Genomic DNA, 21,267 nt, shown 5'->3' on the forward strand with positions numbered 1-21,267 from the left:
GGGCCCCGGCCGGCTAGCGCAGGCGCTCTTCGGTTTCCGCGTCGAAGAAGAAGAGTTCGTCCTGCTTGGGCGTCAGGAGCAGACGGTCGCCCAGCGCGACCTGGAAGCGCCGATCCACCCGCGCGACGACCCGGCCGGAGCGGCTCGACCATTCGTCGGCCACGCCGTGCGAGTACACGAACGACTCCGAGCCGAGCTCCTCGAGCAGTTCCACCTCGACCGCGAGCGCATTGCCCGCATCGGTGGTGACCTCCCAGGATTCGGGCCGGATGCCCACGATCACGTTCTTGCCGTCGATATTGTGCGGCAGGGGAATTCGCAGGTCGTTCAGTACGGCCACACCGGCGCGGACCGGCGCGGTCAGCAGGTTCATGCCGGGCGAGCCGATGAACCCGGCGACGAAGGTATTGACCGGATCGTCGTAAAGCTCACGGGGAGCGGCGATCTGCTGCAGCTTCCCGTCCTTCATCACCGCGACCCGGTGCCCCATGGTCATGGCCTCGACCTGGTCGTGGGTCACGTACACGGTGGTGGTGCCCAGCCGCTTCTGCAGGGCCGCGATCTGCGAGCGGGTCGAAACCCGCAGCTTGGCATCGAGATTCGACAGCGGCTCGTCCATACAGAACACCTGCGGCCGCCGCACGATGGCCCGGCCCATGGCGACGCGCTGACGCTGGCCGCCCGACAGCCGCGCGGGCTTACGGTCGAGCAGGTCCTCCAGCTCCAGCATGGCCGCCGCCTCGGTGACGCGAACCCTGGTGTCGGCCTTGCTCATACCCGCATTGCGCAGCGCGAATCCCATGTTCTCGGCCACGGTCATATTCGGGTAGAGCGCGTAGCTCTGGAACACCATGGCCACGTCGCGCGAACGCGGTGGCAGGCCGGTCACGTCGAGCCCGCCGATGCGAATGTGCCCGGCGGTCACCGCCTCGAGACCCGCCAGCATGCGCAGACTGGTGGACTTGCCGCAGCCCGAAGGCCCGACCAGCACCAGGAATTCGCCGTCGGCGATGTCCAGGTTCAGGTCGTCGACCGCGGGGCCGGGCGCACCCGGATAGGTGAGGGAAACTCCCTCGAACTGCACAGTCGCCATGCCGGCGCTCTCCTTGTCGAATGCGCACGCTGCCGGGGGCCTGCGTGGTTACGCAGGCTGCCGCCTCCGGCCCTGACGTCAGCGTGCGGGTGTGTCTCTTACTTGGGCAGCTTGGGCGTGATCTGCCGGTCGATGATCGTCTGCAGCTGGTTGGCGATATCGCCGAAAGCCGCTGCGGTGTCCCGGTTCTGCAGGCCGATCTGCTCGAGCCCGGTGCCGATGATCTGGTCGCCGCCGGGCACGAACACGCGCGCGTAGTTCTGCGGCTTGGTCAGCGGCAGCTGGTCGATCGCGGTCTTGAAGTTCGGGTTCTTGGCCAGGAAGTCCTGCATGCCCGGATCCTGCTGCGCCGATTTGCGCACCGGCACATAGCCGGTGGCCTGCGAGAAGTACGAGGTGTTGGCCGCATTGGTGATGAAATCGATGAACTTCAGCGCGTTCTCCTTGCGGGCGTCGCTGATCCGCGACGGAATCACCAGGCCGGCGCCGCCGGTGGTGCAGCCCGCCAGCCCGTTCGGGTGCGGCAGGAAGCCGGTGCCGAACTGGGTCTTGCCCGCGGCATTGGTGTTGATGCTCTTCAGGTCTCCGGTGGAGCCGATGGCCGAGGCGATGATGCCGTTGCCGAAGTCCACGGCGTAGGTGGGCCGGATGCTGGCGTACTTCTTGGTATTGATGGAGTCGCGCAGGTAGTTTCCGGCCTTGATGGTGGCCGGGTCGTTGAACTTCAGCTTCCACTCGTCCGAGTACGCGCCACCGAAGGTCCAGCACGGACCCTGGAAGGTCCAGGCCAGGTAGTTCTTGGCGTCGCCCCAGCCGTGCGCCCACTTGCCGTCGCCCATCACGCTCTGGATCTTCGGGCCCCACTCGTCGAACTCGTCCCAGCTGTTCGGCGTGCGGTCGGGCAGTCCGGCCTTGGCCCAGACGTCCTTGTTGTAGTAGAAGATCTGCGTCGAGCGCGAGTACGGCAGCGCCCAGGTCTTGCCGTTGAACTTGTAGTCGCCGACGAAGGTGTCCACGTAGTCGGACACGTTCACACCAGCCGACGAGAAGTGGCTGTCCAGCGGCTCGATGGTCCCGTTGAGCGCGTAGTTGAACCACCACACATCGGACAGGATCACCACGTCCGGTAGTTCGCCGCCGGACAGGGCCGCGTTGAACTTGGTCGCGACCTCCTCGTAGTTCTTGCCGGCGTCGACCAGATTCACCTTCAGGTCCGGGTACTTGGCCTGGAACCGGTTGATCAGCTCGGTTTCCTGGTCCTTGGAGGTACCGGGGTGGTTGGACCAGAAGGTGATGGTCTTCGAGTCACCGCCCTGCGTGCCGCCGCCACCGGATCCGGCGCACGCGGTCAGCGCCGCCGCGCCCGCGGCCGCGCCCGCCAAGCCGAGAAACCCGCGTCGCGAAAGAGCACCACGGCGTGCCGTGAAATAAGCGGGGTTACGTGAATCCGACACAGGAATCTCCTTCTGGGACTTAACCCTTGACCGCACCGGAGGTGAGGCCCTTGATCATCTGGCGCTGGAGCACCAGGAAGACGATGAGGATGGGGAGCATGGTCAGGATGACCCCGGCCATGACCGGACCCCAGTTGGTGACGCTCGGGTTCTCGGTGTTCTGCAGCAGGGTCAGGCCGACCGGCAGGGTGGCCACCCGCGCGTCGTCGGCCATCAGGAACGGCCACAGGTATTCGTTCCACTCGTTCACGAGCGTGACCACCGCGAACGCCACCATGGTGGGTCCGGACATGGGCAGCACCACCCGGGTCAGCAGCCGCCACCAGCCCGCGCCGTCCATCCGCGCGGCCTCGATGACCTCGCTCGGCAGCGACAGGAAGTGGTTGCGCATCAGGAAGGTGCCGAAGGCGACGCCGCAGAGCGGAACGATGATGCCCTGGAAGGTGTTTCGCCAGCCCAGCTGGGCGATGAGCGCGTAGTTGGAGATGATGGTGATCTGGTTGGGCACCATGAGCGCCGCGATGATCACCAGGAACACGATGTTCTTGCCGGGGAAGCGCAGGAACACCAGGCCGTAGGCGCTGAGCACGCCCAGCACGAACTTCACCGCCGCGACGATGCCGGTCACGATGATCGAGTTCCGCAGGAACTGCCAGAACGGCAGCGTGGTGGTGGCGTCGTGGTAGTTCGACGCCAGCCAGCGTTCGGGCCAGTAGCTGACCGGCTGCGAGTAGACCTCCGTGTGCGCCATGAAGGAGCGGGTGAGGATGTAGTACAGCGGGACGCCGACGATGATCAGCACGCACACCATGGCGGCGTAGCCGAACAGCTCGGCCCACAGTTCCCGGTCGCGGAAAGCGCTCAACGCGTTGAGCCGGTTCACTTCTCGTCCCCTCGGTCCATGATGCGCACCTGCACCAGCGTCACGGTGAGCAGCACCAGGAACATGATGGTGGCGACGGCCGCCCCGTATCCGGCGCGCTGGTTCACCCAGGATTCGCGATAGACCTGATAGATCATGGTGGTGGTGCCGGTGCCGATGGGCCCGCCGCGGGTCATCACATTGATGAGGTCGAAGACCTGAAGTGAGTTGAGCAGCACCGTGATCGACAGGAAGTAGGTGGTGGGTCGCAGCTGCGGCAGCAACACCCGGGTGAAGGTGGTCCAGCGGCTCGCGCCGTCGATCTCGGCGGCCTCCATGAGGTCGGCCCGAACCCCTTGCAGCGCTGCCAGATAGATGACGAAGCTGTAGCCCAGGTTCTTCCAGATGTAGGTGACCGTGATCATGAACAGCGCCCAGTGCGGGTTCTGCGCGAAGTCGGGTGAGTGAATCCCCATTCGCTCCAGCAGATCCGGGACCAGGCCGAAGCCGGGGTCGAAGATGAACTGGAAGCCCACGCCGATGGCCGCGCCGGAGATGACGTAGGGCGCGAAGATGGCGGAGCGGACCACATTGCGCCCGAACAGTTTGCGATCCAGCAGCAGGGCCAGCGCCAGGCCCAGCAGCATGCTGCCGAGGACCGCGGCAACGGTGAAGATCACCGTATTGCCGACGATCTGCCAGGAGTCGTCGCGGCCGAACCACTCGGTGTAGTTGTCGAAACCGACCCAGTTCAGGCTGGTCGCCGAGATGTTCCAGTCGGTGAACGACAGGCGGATATTGTCGACCAGCGGCCGATAGACGAACAGCCCCAGCAGAATCAGGTTCGGCGCGACCAGGGCCACGAAGAGCGCATAGTCCTGCCAGGGTCTGCTTCGCCACCCGCGCCCCGGGGGCGTCGGGAGTACTCGTTCGGGCCAAGATCGCACCCGGGCAGCCTTGCGGCTTGGGGCTACTGGCTGGTTAATTCCGGATGGAAGATCGCTGAACTGTCGATCGGCGCGCGCCACCGACTGTTCACCGGTCACACCCTCGAGCGGCGCGGACATGGGCCGAATAGTACGACCGCCCAACTTGTTTCGAGACCGGAATCATATGAACGGTTGGCCAACAGCAAGAACGAGTCAGCGCCCCGCCCAATTGGGCGGGGCGCTGACTCGTGGAGGTTTCAGTTCCAGTCGCCCCAGCCGTCGGAGGTGCTGAAGGTGCCGCCGTTGGTGTTCTTGACGATCACCGGGTCACCCTTCTTCACGTTCTCCTGGAACCACTTGGCGTCCTCGGTGGAGACGTTCAGGCAGCCGTGCGAGGTGTCCGAAACGCCCTGCTGCGCAACGCTCCACGGGGCGGCGTGCACGAAGATGCCGCTGTTGGACATGCGGGTGGCGTACTCGACCTCGAGCTTGTAGCCCTGCGGATCGGTCACCGGCACACCGTAGGTGGAGGAATCCATGATCATCTTGCGGTTCTTCTCGCTGATGATGTAGGTGCCGTTCGGGGTCTCGTGATCCTTCTTGCCCATGGAGGTCGGCATGGTCTTCACGACCTCGCCGTTGTGGGTCACGGTGATCTCGTGGGTGGTGTCGTCGGCGGTGGTGATGAACTCGTCGCCGATCTGGTAGGCGACGTCGGTGCCGCCCGCCTGGACGGTCACCTTGGAGCCGGCCGGCCAGAAGTCCTCGGGCCGCCAGCGCACCTGCTTGTCGCCCATCCAGTAGAAGTGGCCGCTCACCTTGTTGGTGGAGGTGATGCGAATCGACTTCTCGGCGGCCGCGTGATCGCCGACCGGGTCCTTGAAGTTGATGATGATCGGCATGGCCACGCCGACCACATCCCCGTCACCGGGGCTGATGTTCGGGGCCGCGAAGTTGGCGGGCGGAATCGGAGCCTTGGCGTTCGGGTCGGTGGGCAGCGAGCCCGGCTCGGGCTGCGGCATGACCGCGGAGGGCACGCCCGGTACATCCGGTCCGCCCGGCCATAGCGGAGTCGCTGAGGCGGGTGCTGCCACCACTGCTCCGGTCGCCGCGACGGCGGCGAGGGCGATCAGTCCCGTTTTCCGATACCGGGTATGGCGCACAGCTCGGTCCTCTCAATGCCGCCTCCCCGAGACTTCAGCGCACGGCTGAGAGCCGTTGACAGTCGGGGACGCGTGCCGGCGGTTGGGGAGCAACCCGATTTTGGACGTACCCGACGAGTTACCCCGATGCTCACGAAATCAGTTGTCGCGATCCCATTACTACATGGCGCTGCGCGGCAGGCCAATTGCCTTCTGTCAGTTATGTATAACGACTAATCGATGTGTGCTGTGTCATAGGACTGCGGGTTGGTTGCTCGACTGGCGCGAATGCGCCGATGACATCGGCGATTCCCCGAAAGTGACACCGGCGCGGCCGCTTTCGGAGTGCTCACTTCCCGAAACCTGCTTGTGATCGAAATCACTGAGGTCCCTTCAGAACCCGGCGACATCGAACGTGATGGCGCTGCGCGGCCCGACCGTGATGGTGTGCGGCACCGACATCGGCGCGGGCCCGTGTGCGAACCGCGGCGACAACCGTAGCCGCACATCGGTCAATACAGTAGCCAGCACAATGCGAAGTTCGTAATCGGCCAGCGCCGCACCGACGCAACGCCGGTGCCCGCCGCCGAACGGGGCGAACTCGAACGGGCTGTAGCGGCGCTCCAGAAACCGCTCGGGCCGGAACCGCCGCGGCTGCGGCCACACCGCGGGATCGGTGTGCAGCAGGTGCATCGAGATCCCCATGGTGTCCCCCGCCGACAGCGGCACCCCGCGCAGCGTGAGATCACCGGTGAGCCTGCGCAATACGATCGGCACCGGCGGATGCAAACGCAGCGTCTCCTGGCAGACCGCGTCCAGGTAGGGCAGCGCCATCAGTTCGGCCGGGCCGGGATCGCTTCCGGCGGCGGCCACTTCGGCGCGCAGCCGGGCCAGCGCCTCCGGTTCCCGGTGCAGCCGGTACAACGCCCACACCAGCGCGGTCGCCGTGGTCTCGTGCCCCGCCACCAGCAGGGTGCGCAATTGCTCGCGCAGATCGGTGTCGGTGATGGCGCTGCCGTCCTCGTAGCGGGTGTCCAGCATGAGCGCCAGCAGATCCGCCCCGCCGCCCCCGTCCGCGCGCCGCCGCGCCACCTCGGCGTCGATGAGTTCGTCGAGCCGATCCCGTGCCGTGCTGAACCGCTCCCAGCCGGACAGCCCGAACAGCTTGCGCCGCAATGCCGGAACCATGAACAGCGTGCTGCCGAAGGACTCCAGGAATTCCTGTGTGACGGTGGTGTATTCGGCTCGGCGCGCCGCATCGTCGATGCCGAACACCGCCGCCAGGATCACCCGCAGCGTCAGTGCCCGCGCCGCCGCCCGGGCATCGATGCGGGTGCCGGGCCGCCATGGGTCCCCGGTCCGCTCCCCGCTCAGCTCGGCCCGGGCCGCCTCGCGAATGGCGTTGCCGTAGGCGCTGATTCGATTGCGGTGCAATGCCGGCGCGAGCAGCGCCCGCTCGCGCCGGTGCCGGCCGTCGCGGGCCAGGATGAGCGAGGCCGCGCCCACCATGGGCTCGATGGGATTGGGCAGCGGCGGTTCCAGCAGGTCCACCGGGGCCCGGAAGAACTCGCGCGCGCCCTCGGGAGTGCCGGTGAAGAGCACCGGTCCCAGGGCCGGCATCCGCACCCGGAAGGGGTCACCGTCGCGGCCGCGCCGCCAGGAGAGATAGCGCTCCAGGATGTCGGTGCTCATGGCTTCCCATACGAAATGCCGGACCGTCTCGGTTCGATCTTCCCGGTGCCCGTGGTGTATGCATGGGCACAGAAGTCAAATCTGTTTGTTTCGAAATATAGGACTCGCCCGTGTTGCGTCAGCAGCTTTCCGCCCGGATCGCCCTGCCCGCGATCTCCGCCGCCACCCTGCTGCTCGCCGGCTGCGGGACCACCGTTTCCGGCCACCCCCAGGCCGCCCCCGGCGACATCGTGCTCCCCACCAAGACCCCCGGCGCCACTCCCGGGAAACCCTCCGGCAAGCCCGGTTCGGGTGCGCCCACCACCACCCCGCGCGCCGACCGAGGCGGCAACACCGACTTCCAGGCCGCGATCGGCGACTGCGTGAAGCTCGGTGGCACCACCGACAACGCCAGCATCCAGAAGGCGAGCTGCGGCAGCCAGGACTCCAACTACAAGGTGACCGGCAAGGCTCCGCGCAATGCCCAGTGCGGCAAGGATTCCGACCAGGTCTACTACGAAACCCTCAATGGCGTGGAGACCGGCGCCCTCTGCCTGACCATCGACTGGGTCGTCGGCGACTGCATGGACGTCGGCAATGACGCGGCCCACCGCATCCCCTGCACCGCCACCACGGCCACCGAGGGTGTGAAGGTGGTGTCGATCGTGCAGCACAGCAGCAGCGTCGACGACTGTCCCGACGGCGACCAGGGCTACGTCTACGACGAACGCAATTTCGTCGTCTGCGTCAACACCCTCAAATAGCAACCGGGGCGGTGATTCCCGAATCACCGCCCCGGTCAGCATTGTTCGGGGATCAGATCACCGCGTAGCCGGAACCGATGCCGCCCCGGCCGTTGAGGTCGGCCATGATCGAACTCATGTTGGTGCCGACCTCGGGGCCGAAGCAGGCCACCGCCAGGTAGGCGTTGACCATGCCGACGAGGGTGGTGCCGACGACGACCGGCGCGCCGGAATCGCCCTCCACCACACACATCTGACTCCAGGTCTCGACATTGGTGTCGAAGACGTCGCCCCACGAGATGCCGCAGGTATTGCCGGTGGTGCGGCCCTCCTTGCAGACGATCATGGGGAATCCGGGCGGGCCGCCGATCCCGGTAATGGTGACATTGCCGATGTGGTTGACCGGGACGACGCGGTCCGGATCGAACTGGATGACGGCGTAGTCGAGATCGTGGTTGGAGTAGACGAACTGACCGATCTGTCCTGCGGCGCGATCCTTTTCGGCCCAGACCCGGGACCCGGCGTCGCCGCAGTGCCCGGCGGTCAGGCCGACCAGCCGTCCGGCGCCGTCGTGGCCGATGGTGGTCACGGTGCACTCGTACTGATCATCGATGATGATCCCGGAGCCGCCACCGATGACGGCGGGCGCTGCATCGGCGTGAGCGGCTCCGATTCCGAAGAGCGCGGTACTCAGGGCGATGGCGAATGCGCCGGTAGCCCCGGCGAGTTTCTTGATCATGTCCCTCCAGACGTCGGAAGCCGCACGAATCTCAACCTGCGGTTACTCATCCTGTCAGTATTCGAGCCCGGTTGCCCGTTGTACTGCCACATGTTGCGTAGCCGTGTCCTGCCGGGGTTAGCGGCCGATACCTAGTTGGATGTGGATTACGGGACAATACGCAAAAGCTATCGAATTCCGATAAATTTGTTCCTACAAATTGTTACCCGGTCGATGTCCACATACGCCGGTGGATAGTTCAAAACTAGAACAAGTTCTAGATCTCTTCCAGGTTTTTTGCCCCGTAAACCGACCCTGATGTGGCTGTTCACAGCAATACAACGAAAGTGATCCGTCTCTATGACCGGAACCACAATCGGTGGTGTGTTTTTCCTAACTCCGTAGTAGGGTGCGTCCAGCAACAGTCGCCGGAGACGGGTAACTCCGGCGTCGAGAGGGGTAGTCAGTGCAGTTGACCAAGAGCCCGGGGGACGAGGGAAGCCCACCGTCATCATCACGGATGAATGTGGCCGTGGATTGGGCCAAGGCGTACTGGCAGGATCATCCGAAACGGTCGCTGGAAACCGGTGGCCGGATGATGTCGATGGGTGTCGCCGCGGTCGCCGAGCTTTTCATCGCGATCTTCCGCCGCCGCTTCCCCTACCGTGAGTTCATCCGGCAGTGCGCGTTCATGGCGAATGTCGCCGCGGCGCCCACCCTGCTGGTCGCCATTCCGATCGCCGTCATCGTCTCGATTCAGGTCGGATCGGTGGCCGGGCAGGTCGGGGCGACGTCCTTCATCGGCGCGGCCAACGGCCTGGGCATCATTCAGCAGGGCGCGCCGCTGGTCACCGCGCTCATGATCTCCGGCGCCGTCGGCTCCGCCATCTGTGCCGACCTCGGCTCCCGCACCATCCGCGAGGAGATCGACGCCATGAAGGTCATGGGCGTCGATCCCATGCGGCGCCTGGTCGCTCCGCGTCTCGGCGCGGCCATGCTGGTTTCGGTATTGCTCTGCGGTTTCGTGGTTTTCGTCGGCTTCCTGACCGGCTACATGTTCAACATCTTCGTCCAGAACGGCACCCCGGGCTCCTACATCAGTACGTTCTCGTCGTTCGCGATCACGGCGGATCTGGCTGTGGCCCTGCTGAAGTCGCTCATCTACGGCCTGTTCGCCGCCGTCATCGCCTGTGACTCGGGGCTCAACGCCAAGGGCGGTCCCGGCGGCGTGGCCAACGCGGTGAACACCGCCGTGGTCATGTCCGCGGTCATGCTCTTCGGCGTCAACCTGATGATGACGCAGCTGTACAACACCCTTTTCCCCCCGCAGGTGGTCTGAGCCGTGTCAGCTACGTACGTACCGCCGCTGCTGCGGCCGTTCCAACGGATGAAAGGCGCGGCCAGCTCGCCGCGTGACTGGCTGGCGCGCATCGGCCACCAGGTGTTCTTCTTCCTGCGCTCGGTCGGCTCCATGCCGCTCGCGTTCAAGCAGTACCCCAAAGAGGTATGGCGGCTGCTGTCCGACGTCACCTGGGGCAACGGCAATCTCATCGTCGGTGGCGGCACCATCGGCGTGGTGCTGATCCTGTCGGCGTTCGGCGGCATGACCGTCGCCATCCAGGGCTACACCTCGCTGAACCTGCTCGGCCTGAGCCCGCTCACCGGCGCCATCTCGGCCTTCGCCACCACGCGCGAGCTCGGGCCCATGCTGGCCACGGTCGCCTTCGCGGCGCAGGCGGGCTGCCGGTTCACCGCGCAGCTGGGCGCCATGCGCATCTCCGAGGAGATCGACGCGCTGGAATCGGTTGCCATCCGGCCCCTTCCGTATCTGGTCAGCACCCGCATGATCGCGGCCATGATCGCCATCGTGCCGCTGTACTGCGTGGCGCTGCCGCTGGCCTACATCTCCTGCTCGCTGACCGTGTCCCTGGTGGGCGGCACCGCGACGGGCACCTTCCAGCACTACTTCTATCAATTCCTGGTGCCGCACGATGTGCTGTACTCACTGCTCAAGGCGATCCTCTTCGTCGCGATCACCACGTTCATCCAGTGCTACTACGGGTTTTTCGCCTCCGGCGGCCCGGAGGGCGTGGGTGTGGCGGCCGGTCGCGCGATCAAGCTGTGCATCATCGCGGTCGTCTTCGCCGACCTGTTCATGACATTGGCGATCTGGGGCGTGAACCCTGGCATCCGGATCTCGGGATAGGGGGCGCACACGATGATCATCGATCCGAGCGGGCGCGGACCGACGATGCGGCAGTTGCTCATCGCCGGTGCCTGCGGCCTCACCGTCATCGCGGTCGTGCTGGGCTTCCTGTTCGCCCGGTACCGCGGCTATTTCGTCGAAAAGGTCAATGTCACAGCAAATCTGACCACCACCGGTGACGGCCTGCCGGCCAATGCCGACGTGAAGTTCCGCGGCGTGCTGGTCGGCGCCGTCAAGGACGTGTCGGTCGCGGCCAAGGGGACCAAGCAGGAGGTGCACATCGAGATGAAGCCGGAGTACGCCGGCGGCGTCCCGGCCAATGTCACCGCGCGCGTGGTGCCCTCCAACCTGTTCGCCGTCACCTCGGTCGAACTCGTTTACAACGGACCGGATTCCACGCATCTGAAGGAGGGTTCGCAGATCGCGGAGGACACCTCCAAGGGCACCATCGCCCTGCAGGACACCCTCACCACGGTCCGCAATATCCTGAGCAAGATCGATCCGGTACAGCTGGGCCGCGTGCTGGGCACGTTGTCCTACGCGCTGGACGGCAGCGGCCGCATGCCCGGCTCCACCATCGAGCGCGTCGACCGCTGGCTCGAGGGCGTGCGCGGGGCGGTGCCGAATGTCGGCGGCTTCCTCGACGACTTCTCCTCCTCCTTCCACGCGCTCAACCAGTCCGCGCCGGAACTGATGGGCGTGCTGTCGGATTCGGTGAAGACCGCGCAGACCATCTCCGACCGCCGGGCCGAGCTCACCGCGCTCCTCTCCGGCAGTGAGAACACCATCGACAAGGTGAACGGGCTCTTCGCCCGCAACCCCAATGTCGGCAAGGATCTGACCACGGGGACCAGCGCCATGTTCGGTGCGCTGTCGGACAACCCGGACGCCATTCCGCAGGCCATCGCGAACCTGAACGATTCGGTGCGCAAGCTGGGTTCGACGTTCCACTGGGGTCCGCAGAACCAGATGATCTGGAACATGGGCATCACCTTCACGCCCTACAAGCCCTACACCCGCGACGACTGCCCGCACTACGGCGACCTGGCCGCCCCGAGCTGTGGCACCGCGCCGCTCACCTCGGATCCGGGCACGCTGCCGGAAGCCATGCGCCCCAGGGCCATCGACGCCGCCAAGGACCTGCCGGTCACCGCGCCGCCGCCGGGCTTCCCGCTGATCCCGGGTCTCACCGCCACCGGCACACCCACCGACGCGCCGAGCGACGGTGCTGCGAAGCCGGGTACCGACCCGCTCGCGGGCACGCCGCTGCAGGGGCTGTTCCCGAATCTGGCGCCGGCCGCTCCGGCTCCGGCTGCCCCGGCGAGCCAGCCGGGTTCGGTGCCCACCGGTGGGAACATCGCCCTGGCCGGTGACGACGCCATCACCGCCCTGCTGGGCCGGCGTCCGACCGCGGCCGAGTACCTGCTGTTGAGCCCGATCCTGAAGGGTGCGACCTTGCAACTGAGCCAGAGCGAGGCCGGCCGATGAGCGTTCGTAAGCCGCTGATCGGTTTCGGCATCTTCGCGATCGTGTCCATCCTGGTGACCGCGGTCATCTGGAATACGCTCGCGCGCACCGTGAAAGGCGATACCAACACCTACACCGCGACCTTCAGCGATGTCCTGGGCCTGCGTGCGGGCGATGACGTCCGGATGGCCGGTGTGCGGGTCGGCAAGGTCGAGAAGATCGAGCTGGACAAGAAGAACCAGGCCGTGGTGACCTTCATCGTGCAGCGCGATCAGACGCTGTACGGGGACACCAAGGCGCTGGTCCGGTACCAGAACCTGATCGGACAACGGTATGTCGCGCTGAACCCGCCCGCCGCGGGCAAGCCGCACACCGGCGACCATGTGGTGCTGAAGAACAACGGTGCCATTCCGCTGGACCGGACCGAGCCGTCGTTCGATATCTCGGCGCTGCTCAACGGTTTCCAGCCGCTGTTCCAGGTGCTGCAGCCCGAGCAGGTGAACAACCTGTCCAACACCTTCATCCAGGCGCTGCAGGGTGACAATGTGTCGCTGAGCGCGTTCATCACCCAGGCCGCGTCGGTGGCCTCGGACTTCGAACGCCGCGACGGCATCCTCTCCGACGTGATCACCAACCTGTCCGGCGTGATGTCGGGGCTGGCCAAGCGGGGCGACGAGCTGGAGACGCTGGTCACCCAGACCCGCGCCCTGATCGGCGGCCTCTACGCGCAGGGCCAGTCGCTGCAGGCGTCGACGGTCCAGATCGCCGATGCCACAACGGCTCTGGTGGGGATGTTCGGTTCCATCCAGCCCAAGCTGGTGCTGGCGCAGAACGCCACCCACGACGCGCTGGCGCTGCTGCTGTCCAATGGCGCCAAGCTCGACCAGGCGGCGGTGGACCTGCCCGGCATCCTCTCCGACGTCGGCAAGTTCACCCAGAACGGCGCCTACGCCAATGCCTACCTGTGCGGCTTGGACGTCTCGCTGTACGGCATCCTCTTCCCGCGCGGTCTGTTCTCGCAGGTCGGCGGCAACTCCCACTCGGCGGTGTGCCGGCCATGATCGCGAAACTCCAGAACCGCTTCAGTACCAATCGCAATTTCTGGCTCGGCGTGCTCGGCGTGGCGGTCATCGTCGCGCTGCTGCTGGGCTCCACCCTCTACAAGACGGTGGGTGTCGGCACCCAGAGCATCAAGGCCGAGTTCGTGCAGACCGCCGGCGTCAAAGTCGGTGACAAGGTGGACGTCTCGGGCGTTCCCGTCGGCACCATCTCGGGCGCCGAGCTCGAGGGTGATCACGTGCTGCTGACCCTGAACGTCGACAAGGACGTGAAGCTCGGCCCTGATGCCAAGGCGTCGATCAAGATGGCGACCCTGCTGGGCGCGCGCTACGTCGACCTGATGCCCGGCGACGGCTCCGGGTTGAAGGACAACCGGATTCCCAAGTCCAACACCGTGGTTCCCTACAACCTGGCCGACGTGGTGCAGGAGGGCACGCCCAAGTTCGAGGAGCTCGACACCAAGAAGCTCGCGGATTCGCTGAATCTGATCAACCAGCAGATGGGCGACACCCCGCAGATGACGGTGCAGGCGCTCGACGCCATCGGCGCGCTGGCCAAGACCATGAACAACCGCAAGGATCAGGTCGACCAGCTGCTCAAGGATCTGGACAAGGTCACCAGGATCCTCGGCGACAACCGCAACAGCGTGCTGCTGGTCATCACCCAGGGCCAGGCCATCGCCGACCGGGTGATGCAGCGTCAGAACCTGCTGAAGACGTTGCTGGACAACATCGCAACGCTCACCGGGCAGCTGCAGCAGATCGGCGCGGACAACGACAACAAGTTCGGCCCGACCCTGCAGCAGCTCAACACCATGGCCGACGGTCTGCAGAAGAACAAGGACAACCTGGATCGGCTGCTGTCGATCATGCCGCCGGCCATCCGGCAGTTCAACAATGCCTTCGGCAACGGCAACTACGGTGAGGTCGCGCTGCCGTGGCTGTTCCCGGACAACTGGTTGTGCTTCGCGCAGGTGAACGAGGGGTGCCACCAATGACATCGACTGTTGCAGAACAAAAGAAGCGCCTGCTCGGCCGAATCGCCAAGGCGGCCATGATCGGCGCCGCGGCGTGGGCCGTGGGCTCCTGCTCCATCGTGCCGCTCGGGGTGAAGGACGCCGCGGGGCAGACCCAGCACTTCACCGCGGACTTCCTCAATATCGCGGGCATGTTCGAGGGCAACCCGATCACCGTGCTCGGGCTCGAGGTGGGCCGGGTCGACAAGATCATTCCGAAGGGTCAGTACGTCGAGGTTCACATGACCGTGGACAAGGGCGTCAAGATCCCGAAGAACGTTCAGGCGGCACTGGTTTCGCCGTCCATCGTGACCGACCGGCACATCGAGCTCACCCCGCGCTACACCGGCGGTGACACCCTGGCCGACGGCTCGCACCTGACCACCCAGCAGACCAAGACCCCGGTCGAGCTGGACACCATGATCAAGACCATCGACAGCTTCGCCGCCGCGCTCGAGCCCGAGCCGGGGCAGGAAGGCGTCGGCCCGCTCTCGGGTCGCGTGCTGTACCCGATGATGAACGGCAACGGCGAGAAGATGCGCGATGTGCTCAATGCGCTCTCCGGCGCACTCAAGACCGGCGTCGACAACAAGGACGCCATCTCCACCATCATCATCAAGCTCAACGAGCTGACCACCATGCTGTCCGAGAACGACGACTCGGTGCGCGGATTCAGCAACAGGATCACCCAGATGACCGGGCTGCTGGCCGATCAGGCGCCCGGTCTGCAGGGCACGCTGGATCAGCTGAATGCGTTCCTGGCCAACACCAGTGGCGCGTTCTCGCAGTACTCCGATCAGCTCAACGGCACCCTCACCGGGCTCACCAATGTCACCAACCAGTTGCGCGCCAACGCGGCCGGCGTGACCGAGGTGGTCGACGTGGCCCCGCTGCTCATGCAGAACCTGGACCGCTCGGTCAACCGGCAGGGCAACTTCATTCGCCTGCACGGCCTGATCGGTACCGCGCTCTCCGGGGAGATCGTGAGCCTGTTCTGCGAACGCATCCAGATGAAATCGGATGGCTGCCGCACCGGGAAAATGGAGGACTTCGGACCCGACTTCGGTCTGATGGCGGCGATGCTGGGGATGACCAAATGAGTAATCGCTTCTGGAAGGATCTGCGCGCGGGCCGCTCGGCCCGCCGGGCGGTCGTGGCCATCGCGGTCTCCGCGACCGCCGTCGTCGCCTCCGGCTGCGGCATCACGGTGGAGAGCCTGCCGCTGCCCAAACCCGGTCCGGGCGCCAACACCTACACCATTCACGCGACCTTCGACAATGCGCTGAACCTGCCCGACCAGGCCAAGGTCAAGGTCGGTGGCTCCGACGTCGGCGTGGTCACCAAGATCACGACCAAGGACTTCAAGGCCAATGTGGACCTGGCCATCCGCCAGGACATCGAGCTGCCGGCCGGCAGCACCGCGGAACTGCGCCAGGCCACCCCGCTCGGCGACGTCTTCGTGGCGGTGTCCATCCCCAAGGCCGAGCCCGGCATGCAGCTGCTGAAGAACGGTGACCGGCTCACCAACACCTCGGCCGGCGCGACCGTCGAAGAACTACTGATGTCGGTTTCGTTGCTGTTCAACGGCGGTGGCATCGCCAGCCTGTCCAAGCTGACCTCGGAGCTGGACTCCATCGTCGGCGGACGCGGCGATCAGGTGGGTCACGTCATCACTCAGCTGACCAGCGTGATGACCAGCCTCAACACCAACAGCTCGCGCATCGACAATGTGCTGGCCGGATTCAGTGCGCTGGCCAACACCATCGAGGCCAACCACCAGCAGCTGGGGCAGGTGGCCGACAGCCTGCCGGGCATGATCGGCGCCATCGCCGAGAACAACCAGGCCCTCGGCGATCTGCTCACCAAGATCTCGACAACCAGTGCGGCACTGGGCGATTACGCCAACACCACCTCGGACTCGCTCAGCAGCCTGCTCGACAATGTGAACCAGCTGATGAGCGCGCTGTCCCGGACCGATCAGACCCTCGGTCCCGCCCTGGACGCCCTGCACGACATCCGGCCCAAGGCCGACGCCTCGTTCAAGGGCGACACCTTGGCCGTGGCCGCGACCCTGTCCATGCTCGACATCGGCCTGCTCACCGATCCGGCCAACAGCAAGTTCCCGGACCTCGAGGACCTCAACGACTTCGGGGGCAGCCTGATCCAGGTGCTGCAGATCATCTACGGCCGGATCAACGGGGGACACCGATGAACTGGGTATCGCGACACAAGAACCTGGTGTCCAATTCCGCGTTGGTGCTGATCCTGCTGGTGGGCGCGTCCTACCTGCTGATCAGCGTGATGCGGGTGAATCCGCTGCGCGAAACCTACACGGTGACGGTCAATCTGGACCGATCCGGCGGGCTGCAGAGCGGCAATGACGTGACCCTGCGCGGCTACCGCGTCGGCAAGGTCCTCGACATCAAGCTCATCGACAATGGCGCCGCCATCGCGGCCACCGCCGAGATCGACAAGAAGTACTCGATCCCGGCCGACACCCAGGTGTCGGTGGGCGCGCTGTCGGGTGCGGGCGAGCAGTACATCGACTTCCGCCCGAACACCGACCAGGGCCCGTTCCTGCGCAGCGGTTCGGTGATCCAGTTCGACGCCAACAAGGTCAAGACCCCCACCCCCGTGTGGTCGGTGCTCGACAATGCCAGCGCGCTCATCGCCCAGGTGGATCCGGACAAGTTCAGCGTCATCCTGACCGAGCTGGACACCGCCCTCTCCGGCGGCCCGGACCAACTGCGCTCGCTCGTCGACGGCCTCAGCCTGGCCACCAACGGCCTGGACAACCTGCTCCCCCAGACCACCAACCTGATCAAGAACCTCCAGGTCATTTCCGGCACCACATCGCTGGCGCAGCCGGATCTGGGTACGCTGACCCGTAATTCGAGTGTGTTGTTCAATCAGTTCAACGACGCGAATGCCGAACTCCAGAAGATCCTGGAGCAGGCGCCCGGCCAGATGCAGGCCCTCGGCGCGGTGCTGGACAAGACCGCCGACCCGATGACCAGCCTGGCCACCAACTTCGCGGCCATCACCAAGGCCGCGCAGCTGCGCACCCCGGCGCTGCGGGCACTGTTCCCGTCGCTGGTGGTCGGCACCTCCGCCATGGGCGTGCCGGCGCACGACGGTGAGTTCTACACCATCGTGGACATCTGGCCGCGGTCCTTCTGCGACTACGTCACCAAGAAGGTGAACCCCGCCGTAGCGACCGAGAACTCCTTCCCGAAATGGGCGAGCTACTGCCAGAACCCACCCCAGGACCAGCAGATCCGCGGCTCGGGTAACGCGCCGCGACCGGACGTGCCCAACAATGGCGCGCTTCCGCCCGCGGGTTCGGATCCGAACGAGCGGACTCTGCCGCCGGTCAAGTGAGTGCCGCCCGCCGCTCTCAGCAGCAGCGGGCATACTCGCTGACGAAACCTAGACGGTGCGTCCGCAGCGCACCGGGAAAGTGATCGAATAGATGTCGGACGACGCTGCCCAGGACAAGAAAACCGAAGACGATTCCATCGCCGAGGCCGATGCCCAGAGCAGCGCCGAACAGGCCGCCGAGAAGCCGGAGTTGACGAAGGACGCCGAGGCGGCCCGGCCCGAGCCGGAAGCGAAGGCGGAGCCGGAAGCGAAGGCCGCCGAGCCGGAAGTGGATTCGACCGCACCGGCCGCGATGCCGGAACCGGCGGCCGCCGCGCCGCCGGCGAAGTCCGAGTCCGCGCTGGTCTCCAAGGTCGCGGTGCCGATGGTCGCGCTCATCGCGCTCGGCGTGCTGCTGGTCGCCTCGCTCGCGGGTCTGGGCGCGTTCTGGTGGCAATCGCACACCAAGAGCAACGAACTCGCCGACCGCGACTCCGCTGCCAAGGCCGCCTGCGATTTCGCGCGCGCGGTCTCGGTCTACGACCAGTCCTCGTGGAACGATTTCGCCCCGCGTGTGCAGGCGCTCATCACCGGTGAGTTCAAGCAGATGTTCGACCCGATGGCCGGCGACGTGAAGGACATCCTGTCCAGCGCGCACGCCAAGTCCTCGCTGAACGTGCTGCGCTGCGGCTGGGAGTCCGGCGATGCCAACAAGGCCTCGGTCCTGGTGAGCCTGACCCAGACCTCCACCAACGACTTCCACGCCAAGCCGATCGTGCTCACCATCCCGACCTATGTGGAGCTGGAGAAGCACGACGGCAAGTGGCTGGTGTCGAAGTTCCAGCCGGTCTACGCCGGTGACGAGAACCCGTTGTTCCCGGGCGGAACCGGTGGCGGCGACCAGCAGGGCGCCCAGCCCTCCGGTCAGCCGGCTCCCTCGGGTCAGCCCGCCCCGTCCGGTCAGCCCGCGCCCGCCACTCCCGCGGCGCCCAAGCCGGGTAACTGATCGGGATATCCCGAACACGAAAAAGGGCCCGCCTCCGTTACTTCCGGAGGCGGGCCCTTTTTCATGTCTTCGCAGGTGAAAGGGCCTGCGCAGGGGGCGCTCAGAACAACGTGAGTGCCTCGGCGGCAGCCGCTTTGGCGGCCGTCGCCCGGCGGCGCGGGGTCGCGGCCGCGGAATGCGCGGAATGCATGGTGGCGCCGACCTTCTCGGCCTGTTCCGTCTCGGCTCGTTCCAACCCACTGGGTGCGGTCACCGGGAGCGGCTCGGTCTTGGGTTCCACGACCGGGATCGGCGCGGTGGGCGGATCGAAGGGTACCGGTTCGTCGCCGTTGGGATCGGTGGCGACACCGGTGGCGGCCACCTTCCGCGCGGCCTGGCCGGCCAGCGCGTCCGCCTGCTCGTTGAAGTAGTTGCCGACGTGCCCGCGCACCCAGCGGAACCGGACCGGGCCGGGCCGGGTGGCGATGGCGCGGTCGATCTGCTGGATCAGCTCGAGATTCTTGACCGCGCCGCCGGTGGAGGTCTTCCAGCCATTGGTGCGCCAGCCATGGATCCACTCGGAGGCGCACTTGATGGCATAGAGCGAATCACTCTCGATGAGCAGGGGTTCGGCGTCCGGATGGGCCCGGACGGCCTCGAGGAGGGCGCGTAGCTCCGCGATCTGATTGGTGCCCGAGGGCGCACCGCCGCTGGCCGCGCCGCCCGCATGATTGACCCAGGCCCAGCCGATCGCGCCGCCCGGGTTGCGCAGGCATGATCCGTCGGTGCTCACGATGATCATGCGGCCTACCCTACGCGATCCGGCCGACAAGATCGGTGCCGTGGAATTCCTCTATCTCCCTACGCAATTGCGACTCGGTCCGGCGGACGGTGGCCTGCACCATCGCGGCCAGCATCTTCGAGAGCAACTTGCCGGTGAGCCCGCGCGGGGCCCAGTACTCGGTTTCCGAGGTCAGCACCGCGCGGCCGTACCCGAGGGGGTCGAAACGCAGGGTGATGACACAGAAGTTGGAGCATGCCGACGCCGGCTTCCCCTTCCGGCGTCGGCGGAGTGTGTATTCGATGACCGCGTTGCGGCGGTAGTCGGTGATCTCACACTCGATCGTGGGATGCCACAAGCCGACTCGGAGGGTCGCGGCGAAGACGGCTCCGGCACCGTGATCGGAATCTCCGATCGGTTCGAAGGCGACCACGCCGAACGCCCAGTCCGGCACGAACTGATGGTTGTCCGTATATGTGAACGCGACTTCCACCGGTGCGCCGACATCACTCGCGTACTTGAAATGGCCCATAGGCTGCTCCCTGTCCCACGGCTGCCTTAAAAGTACTACAGCAATCCTATTTATTGAGCGAACTCGTCCAATCGGTCCGCTACGAACTCGGCGATGGGCAGGGCGGAGGTGGCCGCCGGGGAGGGGGCATTGAGCACGTGAACCGAGCGTGGCGTGTGCTCGAGCAGGAAATCGTGGGCCAGCGCGCCGTCCCGCAGTACCGCCTGGGCGCGGATGCCCGCCTCCCGCGGCAACAGATCGGCGACGGTTAGCTCGGGGCAGTAGCGACGGCATTCGGCCAGGTAGCCGCGCTTGAACAGGGAGTTGCGCATTTCCCGCAGGCCGGTCCGGAGATTCGCGGCGGCCACCCGGTGAAAACCGCGGTAGCCCAGGATCTCCCGGGCGTCGCGGAGGTTCACGCTGCCCTTGCGGTAGCCCTCGCGGGCCAGGCCCAGCACCGCATTGGGCCCGACGGTCAGCGCGCCGTCGATGGTCGGGCTGAGATGGACGCCCAGGAACGGCAGTTCGGGATCGGGGATCGGATAGATCAGGGTGTTCACCAGATCGTTGCGCTCGGGCGGCAGCTGGTAGTACTCGCCGCGGAAGGGCACGATGCGCAGATCGATGTCCAGGCCCGCCAGCCGGGCCATCCGGTCCGCCTGCAGGCCCGCGCACACCACCAGACGCCGGGCCTGCCAGGTGCCGGCCGGACCGGAAACGGTTACCGCCGAGTCGGTTTCGGTAATGGCGGTGACCTCCGCGCCGAGCATGATCTCACCACCGGCGGTGCGCACCTCTTGCGCCAGCGCCCGGGTCACCCGGCCGTAGTCGATGATGCCGGTGCTCGCCACGAACAGCGCCCCGACCCCGGTGATGCGCGGCTCCCGCCGCATCAGCTCGGCGGCGTCGAGCAACTCCACCTCGACGCCATTGGCGACGGACCGCTCGTAGAGCGCGAGCATCCGCGCGTGCTCGGCGGTATCGGTGGCCACCAGCAGTTTTCCGCACACCCGGAACGGAATGTCGTGCGCCACGGCGAATTCCTTGGTGAGCTGCGCGCCGCGCACGCACAGCCGCGCCTTCAGGCTGCCGGGCTCGTAATAGATGCCCGAGTGGATGACCCCGCTGTTGTGCCCGGTCTGGTGCAGGCCCAGCTGCCCGGCCTTCTCCAGCAGCAGCAGGCTCGCCCCCGGGTGGCGTTCGAGCATGCGATGCGCGGTGGCCACCCCGACGATGCCGCCGCCGATCACGCAGTAGTCGTACACACCGGA

General features: G+C 66.1%; 19 protein-coding genes and 1 pseudogene. 10 read left to right on the top strand and 10 right to left on the bottom strand.

Going from position 1 to position 21,267, the window contains the following annotated elements; all coding sequences use genetic code 11:
* Positions 1 to 13: 13 nt before the first annotated feature.
* The 6 genes from ugpC to AB0L60_RS08115 form a co-directional block, all read right to left on the bottom strand.
* Positions 14 to 1,093, bottom strand: a complete 1,080-nt coding sequence (gene ugpC, locus AB0L60_RS08090) for a sn-glycerol-3-phosphate ABC transporter ATP-binding protein UgpC (RefSeq protein ID WP_364609095.1) — start codon at positions 1,091 to 1,093, stop codon at positions 14 to 16.
* A gap of 98 nt (positions 1,094 to 1,191) precedes the next feature.
* Complete coding sequence (locus tag AB0L60_RS08095; protein ID WP_364609097.1) at positions 1,192 to 2,547, bottom strand: ABC transporter substrate-binding protein; 1,356 nt, start codon at positions 2,545 to 2,547, stop codon at positions 1,192 to 1,194.
* 19 nt (positions 2,548 to 2,566) lie between these two features.
* Entirely contained in the window at positions 2,567 to 3,358 is a 792-nt protein-coding gene (locus AB0L60_RS08100; protein WP_364609719.1) for a carbohydrate ABC transporter permease, read from the bottom strand.
* Positions 3,359 to 3,426: 68 nt separating this feature from the next.
* Positions 3,427 to 4,356, bottom strand: a complete 930-nt coding sequence (locus AB0L60_RS08105; protein WP_364609099.1) for a sugar ABC transporter permease — start codon at positions 4,354 to 4,356, stop codon at positions 3,427 to 3,429.
* Positions 4,357 to 4,595: 239 nt separating this feature from the next.
* Positions 4,596 to 5,501, bottom strand: coding sequence for an Ig-like domain-containing protein (locus tag AB0L60_RS08110; RefSeq protein WP_364609102.1), 906 nt, complete (start codon positions 5,499 to 5,501; stop codon positions 4,596 to 4,598).
* Between the two features lie 372 nt (positions 5,502 to 5,873).
* Complete coding sequence (locus AB0L60_RS08115; RefSeq protein ID WP_364609105.1) at positions 5,874 to 7,172, bottom strand: cytochrome P450; 1,299 nt, start codon at positions 7,170 to 7,172, stop codon at positions 5,874 to 5,876.
* Between the two features lie 110 nt (positions 7,173 to 7,282).
* Here AB0L60_RS08115 and AB0L60_RS08120 point away from each other — a divergent pair, with 110 nt between their 5' ends.
* The gene (locus AB0L60_RS08120; protein WP_364609108.1) at positions 7,283 to 7,915 is read left to right on the top strand and encodes a hypothetical protein; all 633 of its coding nucleotides are present in this window, start codon (positions 7,283 to 7,285) and stop codon (positions 7,913 to 7,915) included.
* 52 nt (positions 7,916 to 7,967) lie between these two features.
* Here AB0L60_RS08120 and AB0L60_RS08125 read toward each other — a convergent pair whose 3' ends face one another.
* Positions 7,968 to 8,633, bottom strand: a complete 666-nt coding sequence (locus tag AB0L60_RS08125) for a serine protease (protein ID WP_364609110.1) — start codon at positions 8,631 to 8,633, stop codon at positions 7,968 to 7,970.
* A 499-nt stretch (positions 8,634 to 9,132) separates the two neighbouring features.
* Between AB0L60_RS08125 and AB0L60_RS08130 the strand changes: the two genes are divergently transcribed.
* The 9 genes from AB0L60_RS08130 (at position 9,133) to AB0L60_RS08170 (ending at position 18,725) form a co-directional block, all read left to right on the top strand.
* A complete protein-coding gene (locus AB0L60_RS08130) occupies positions 9,133 to 9,951 on the top strand; it encodes an ABC transporter permease (protein WP_364609113.1) in 819 nt (272 codons plus the stop codon).
* Between the two features lie 48 nt (positions 9,952 to 9,999).
* Entirely contained in the window at positions 10,000 to 10,818 is an 819-nt protein-coding gene (locus AB0L60_RS08135) for an ABC transporter permease (RefSeq protein ID WP_364609721.1), read from the top strand.
* A gap of 12 nt (positions 10,819 to 10,830) precedes the next feature.
* Entirely contained in the window at positions 10,831 to 12,306 is a 1,476-nt protein-coding gene (locus AB0L60_RS08140; RefSeq protein WP_364609116.1) for an MCE family protein, read from the top strand.
* Complete coding sequence (locus AB0L60_RS08145; protein WP_364609119.1) at positions 12,303 to 13,346, top strand: MCE family protein; 1,044 nt, start codon at positions 12,303 to 12,305, stop codon at positions 13,344 to 13,346. Before AB0L60_RS08140 ends, AB0L60_RS08145 begins: the two co-directional genes overlap by 4 nt.
* Complete coding sequence (locus tag AB0L60_RS08150) at positions 13,343 to 14,341, top strand: MCE family protein (RefSeq protein ID WP_364609122.1); 999 nt, start codon at positions 13,343 to 13,345, stop codon at positions 14,339 to 14,341. Before AB0L60_RS08145 ends, AB0L60_RS08150 begins: the two co-directional genes overlap by 4 nt.
* Positions 14,338 to 15,459 (top strand): MCE family protein, encoded by a 1,122-nt coding sequence (locus AB0L60_RS08155; RefSeq protein ID WP_364609125.1) that lies wholly within the window; start codon positions 14,338 to 14,340, stop codon positions 15,457 to 15,459. Before AB0L60_RS08150 ends, AB0L60_RS08155 begins: the two co-directional genes overlap by 4 nt.
* Positions 15,456 to 16,571, top strand: a complete 1,116-nt coding sequence (locus AB0L60_RS08160) for an MlaD family protein (RefSeq protein WP_364609128.1) — start codon at positions 15,456 to 15,458, stop codon at positions 16,569 to 16,571. The genes AB0L60_RS08155 and AB0L60_RS08160 overlap by 4 nt, the downstream gene beginning before the upstream one ends.
* Positions 16,568 to 17,740: an MlaD family protein gene (locus tag AB0L60_RS08165; RefSeq protein WP_364609131.1), complete on the top strand. Its 1,173-nt coding sequence runs from the start codon at positions 16,568 to 16,570 to the stop codon at positions 17,738 to 17,740. The genes AB0L60_RS08160 and AB0L60_RS08165 overlap by 4 nt, the downstream gene beginning before the upstream one ends.
* Before the next feature lie 91 nt (positions 17,741 to 17,831).
* Complete coding sequence (locus AB0L60_RS08170; protein ID WP_364609134.1) at positions 17,832 to 18,725, top strand: hypothetical protein; 894 nt, start codon at positions 17,832 to 17,834, stop codon at positions 18,723 to 18,725.
* 352 nt (positions 18,726 to 19,077) lie between these two features.
* Here AB0L60_RS08170 and AB0L60_RS08175 read toward each other — a convergent pair.
* From AB0L60_RS08175 to lhgO, 3 genes and pseudogenes are all read right to left on the bottom strand, one after another.
* Positions 19,078 to 19,506, bottom strand: a pseudogene (locus AB0L60_RS08175) (ribonuclease H); the annotation flags it as partial.
* Between the two features lie 10 nt (positions 19,507 to 19,516).
* Complete coding sequence (locus tag AB0L60_RS08180) at positions 19,517 to 20,017, bottom strand: SRPBCC family protein (protein WP_364609136.1); 501 nt, start codon at positions 20,015 to 20,017, stop codon at positions 19,517 to 19,519.
* 50 nt (positions 20,018 to 20,067) lie between these two features.
* Positions 20,068 to 21,261 (bottom strand): L-2-hydroxyglutarate oxidase, encoded by a 1,194-nt coding sequence (lhgO, locus tag AB0L60_RS08185; protein ID WP_364609139.1) that lies wholly within the window; start codon positions 21,259 to 21,261, stop codon positions 20,068 to 20,070.
* Positions 21,262 to 21,267 lie beyond the last annotated feature (6 nt).

The sequence above is a fragment of the Nocardia sp. NPDC051981 genome (genome assembly GCF_040680715.1).
In the GTDB taxonomy this organism is placed as follows: domain Bacteria; phylum Actinomycetota; class Actinomycetes; order Mycobacteriales; family Mycobacteriaceae; genus Nocardia.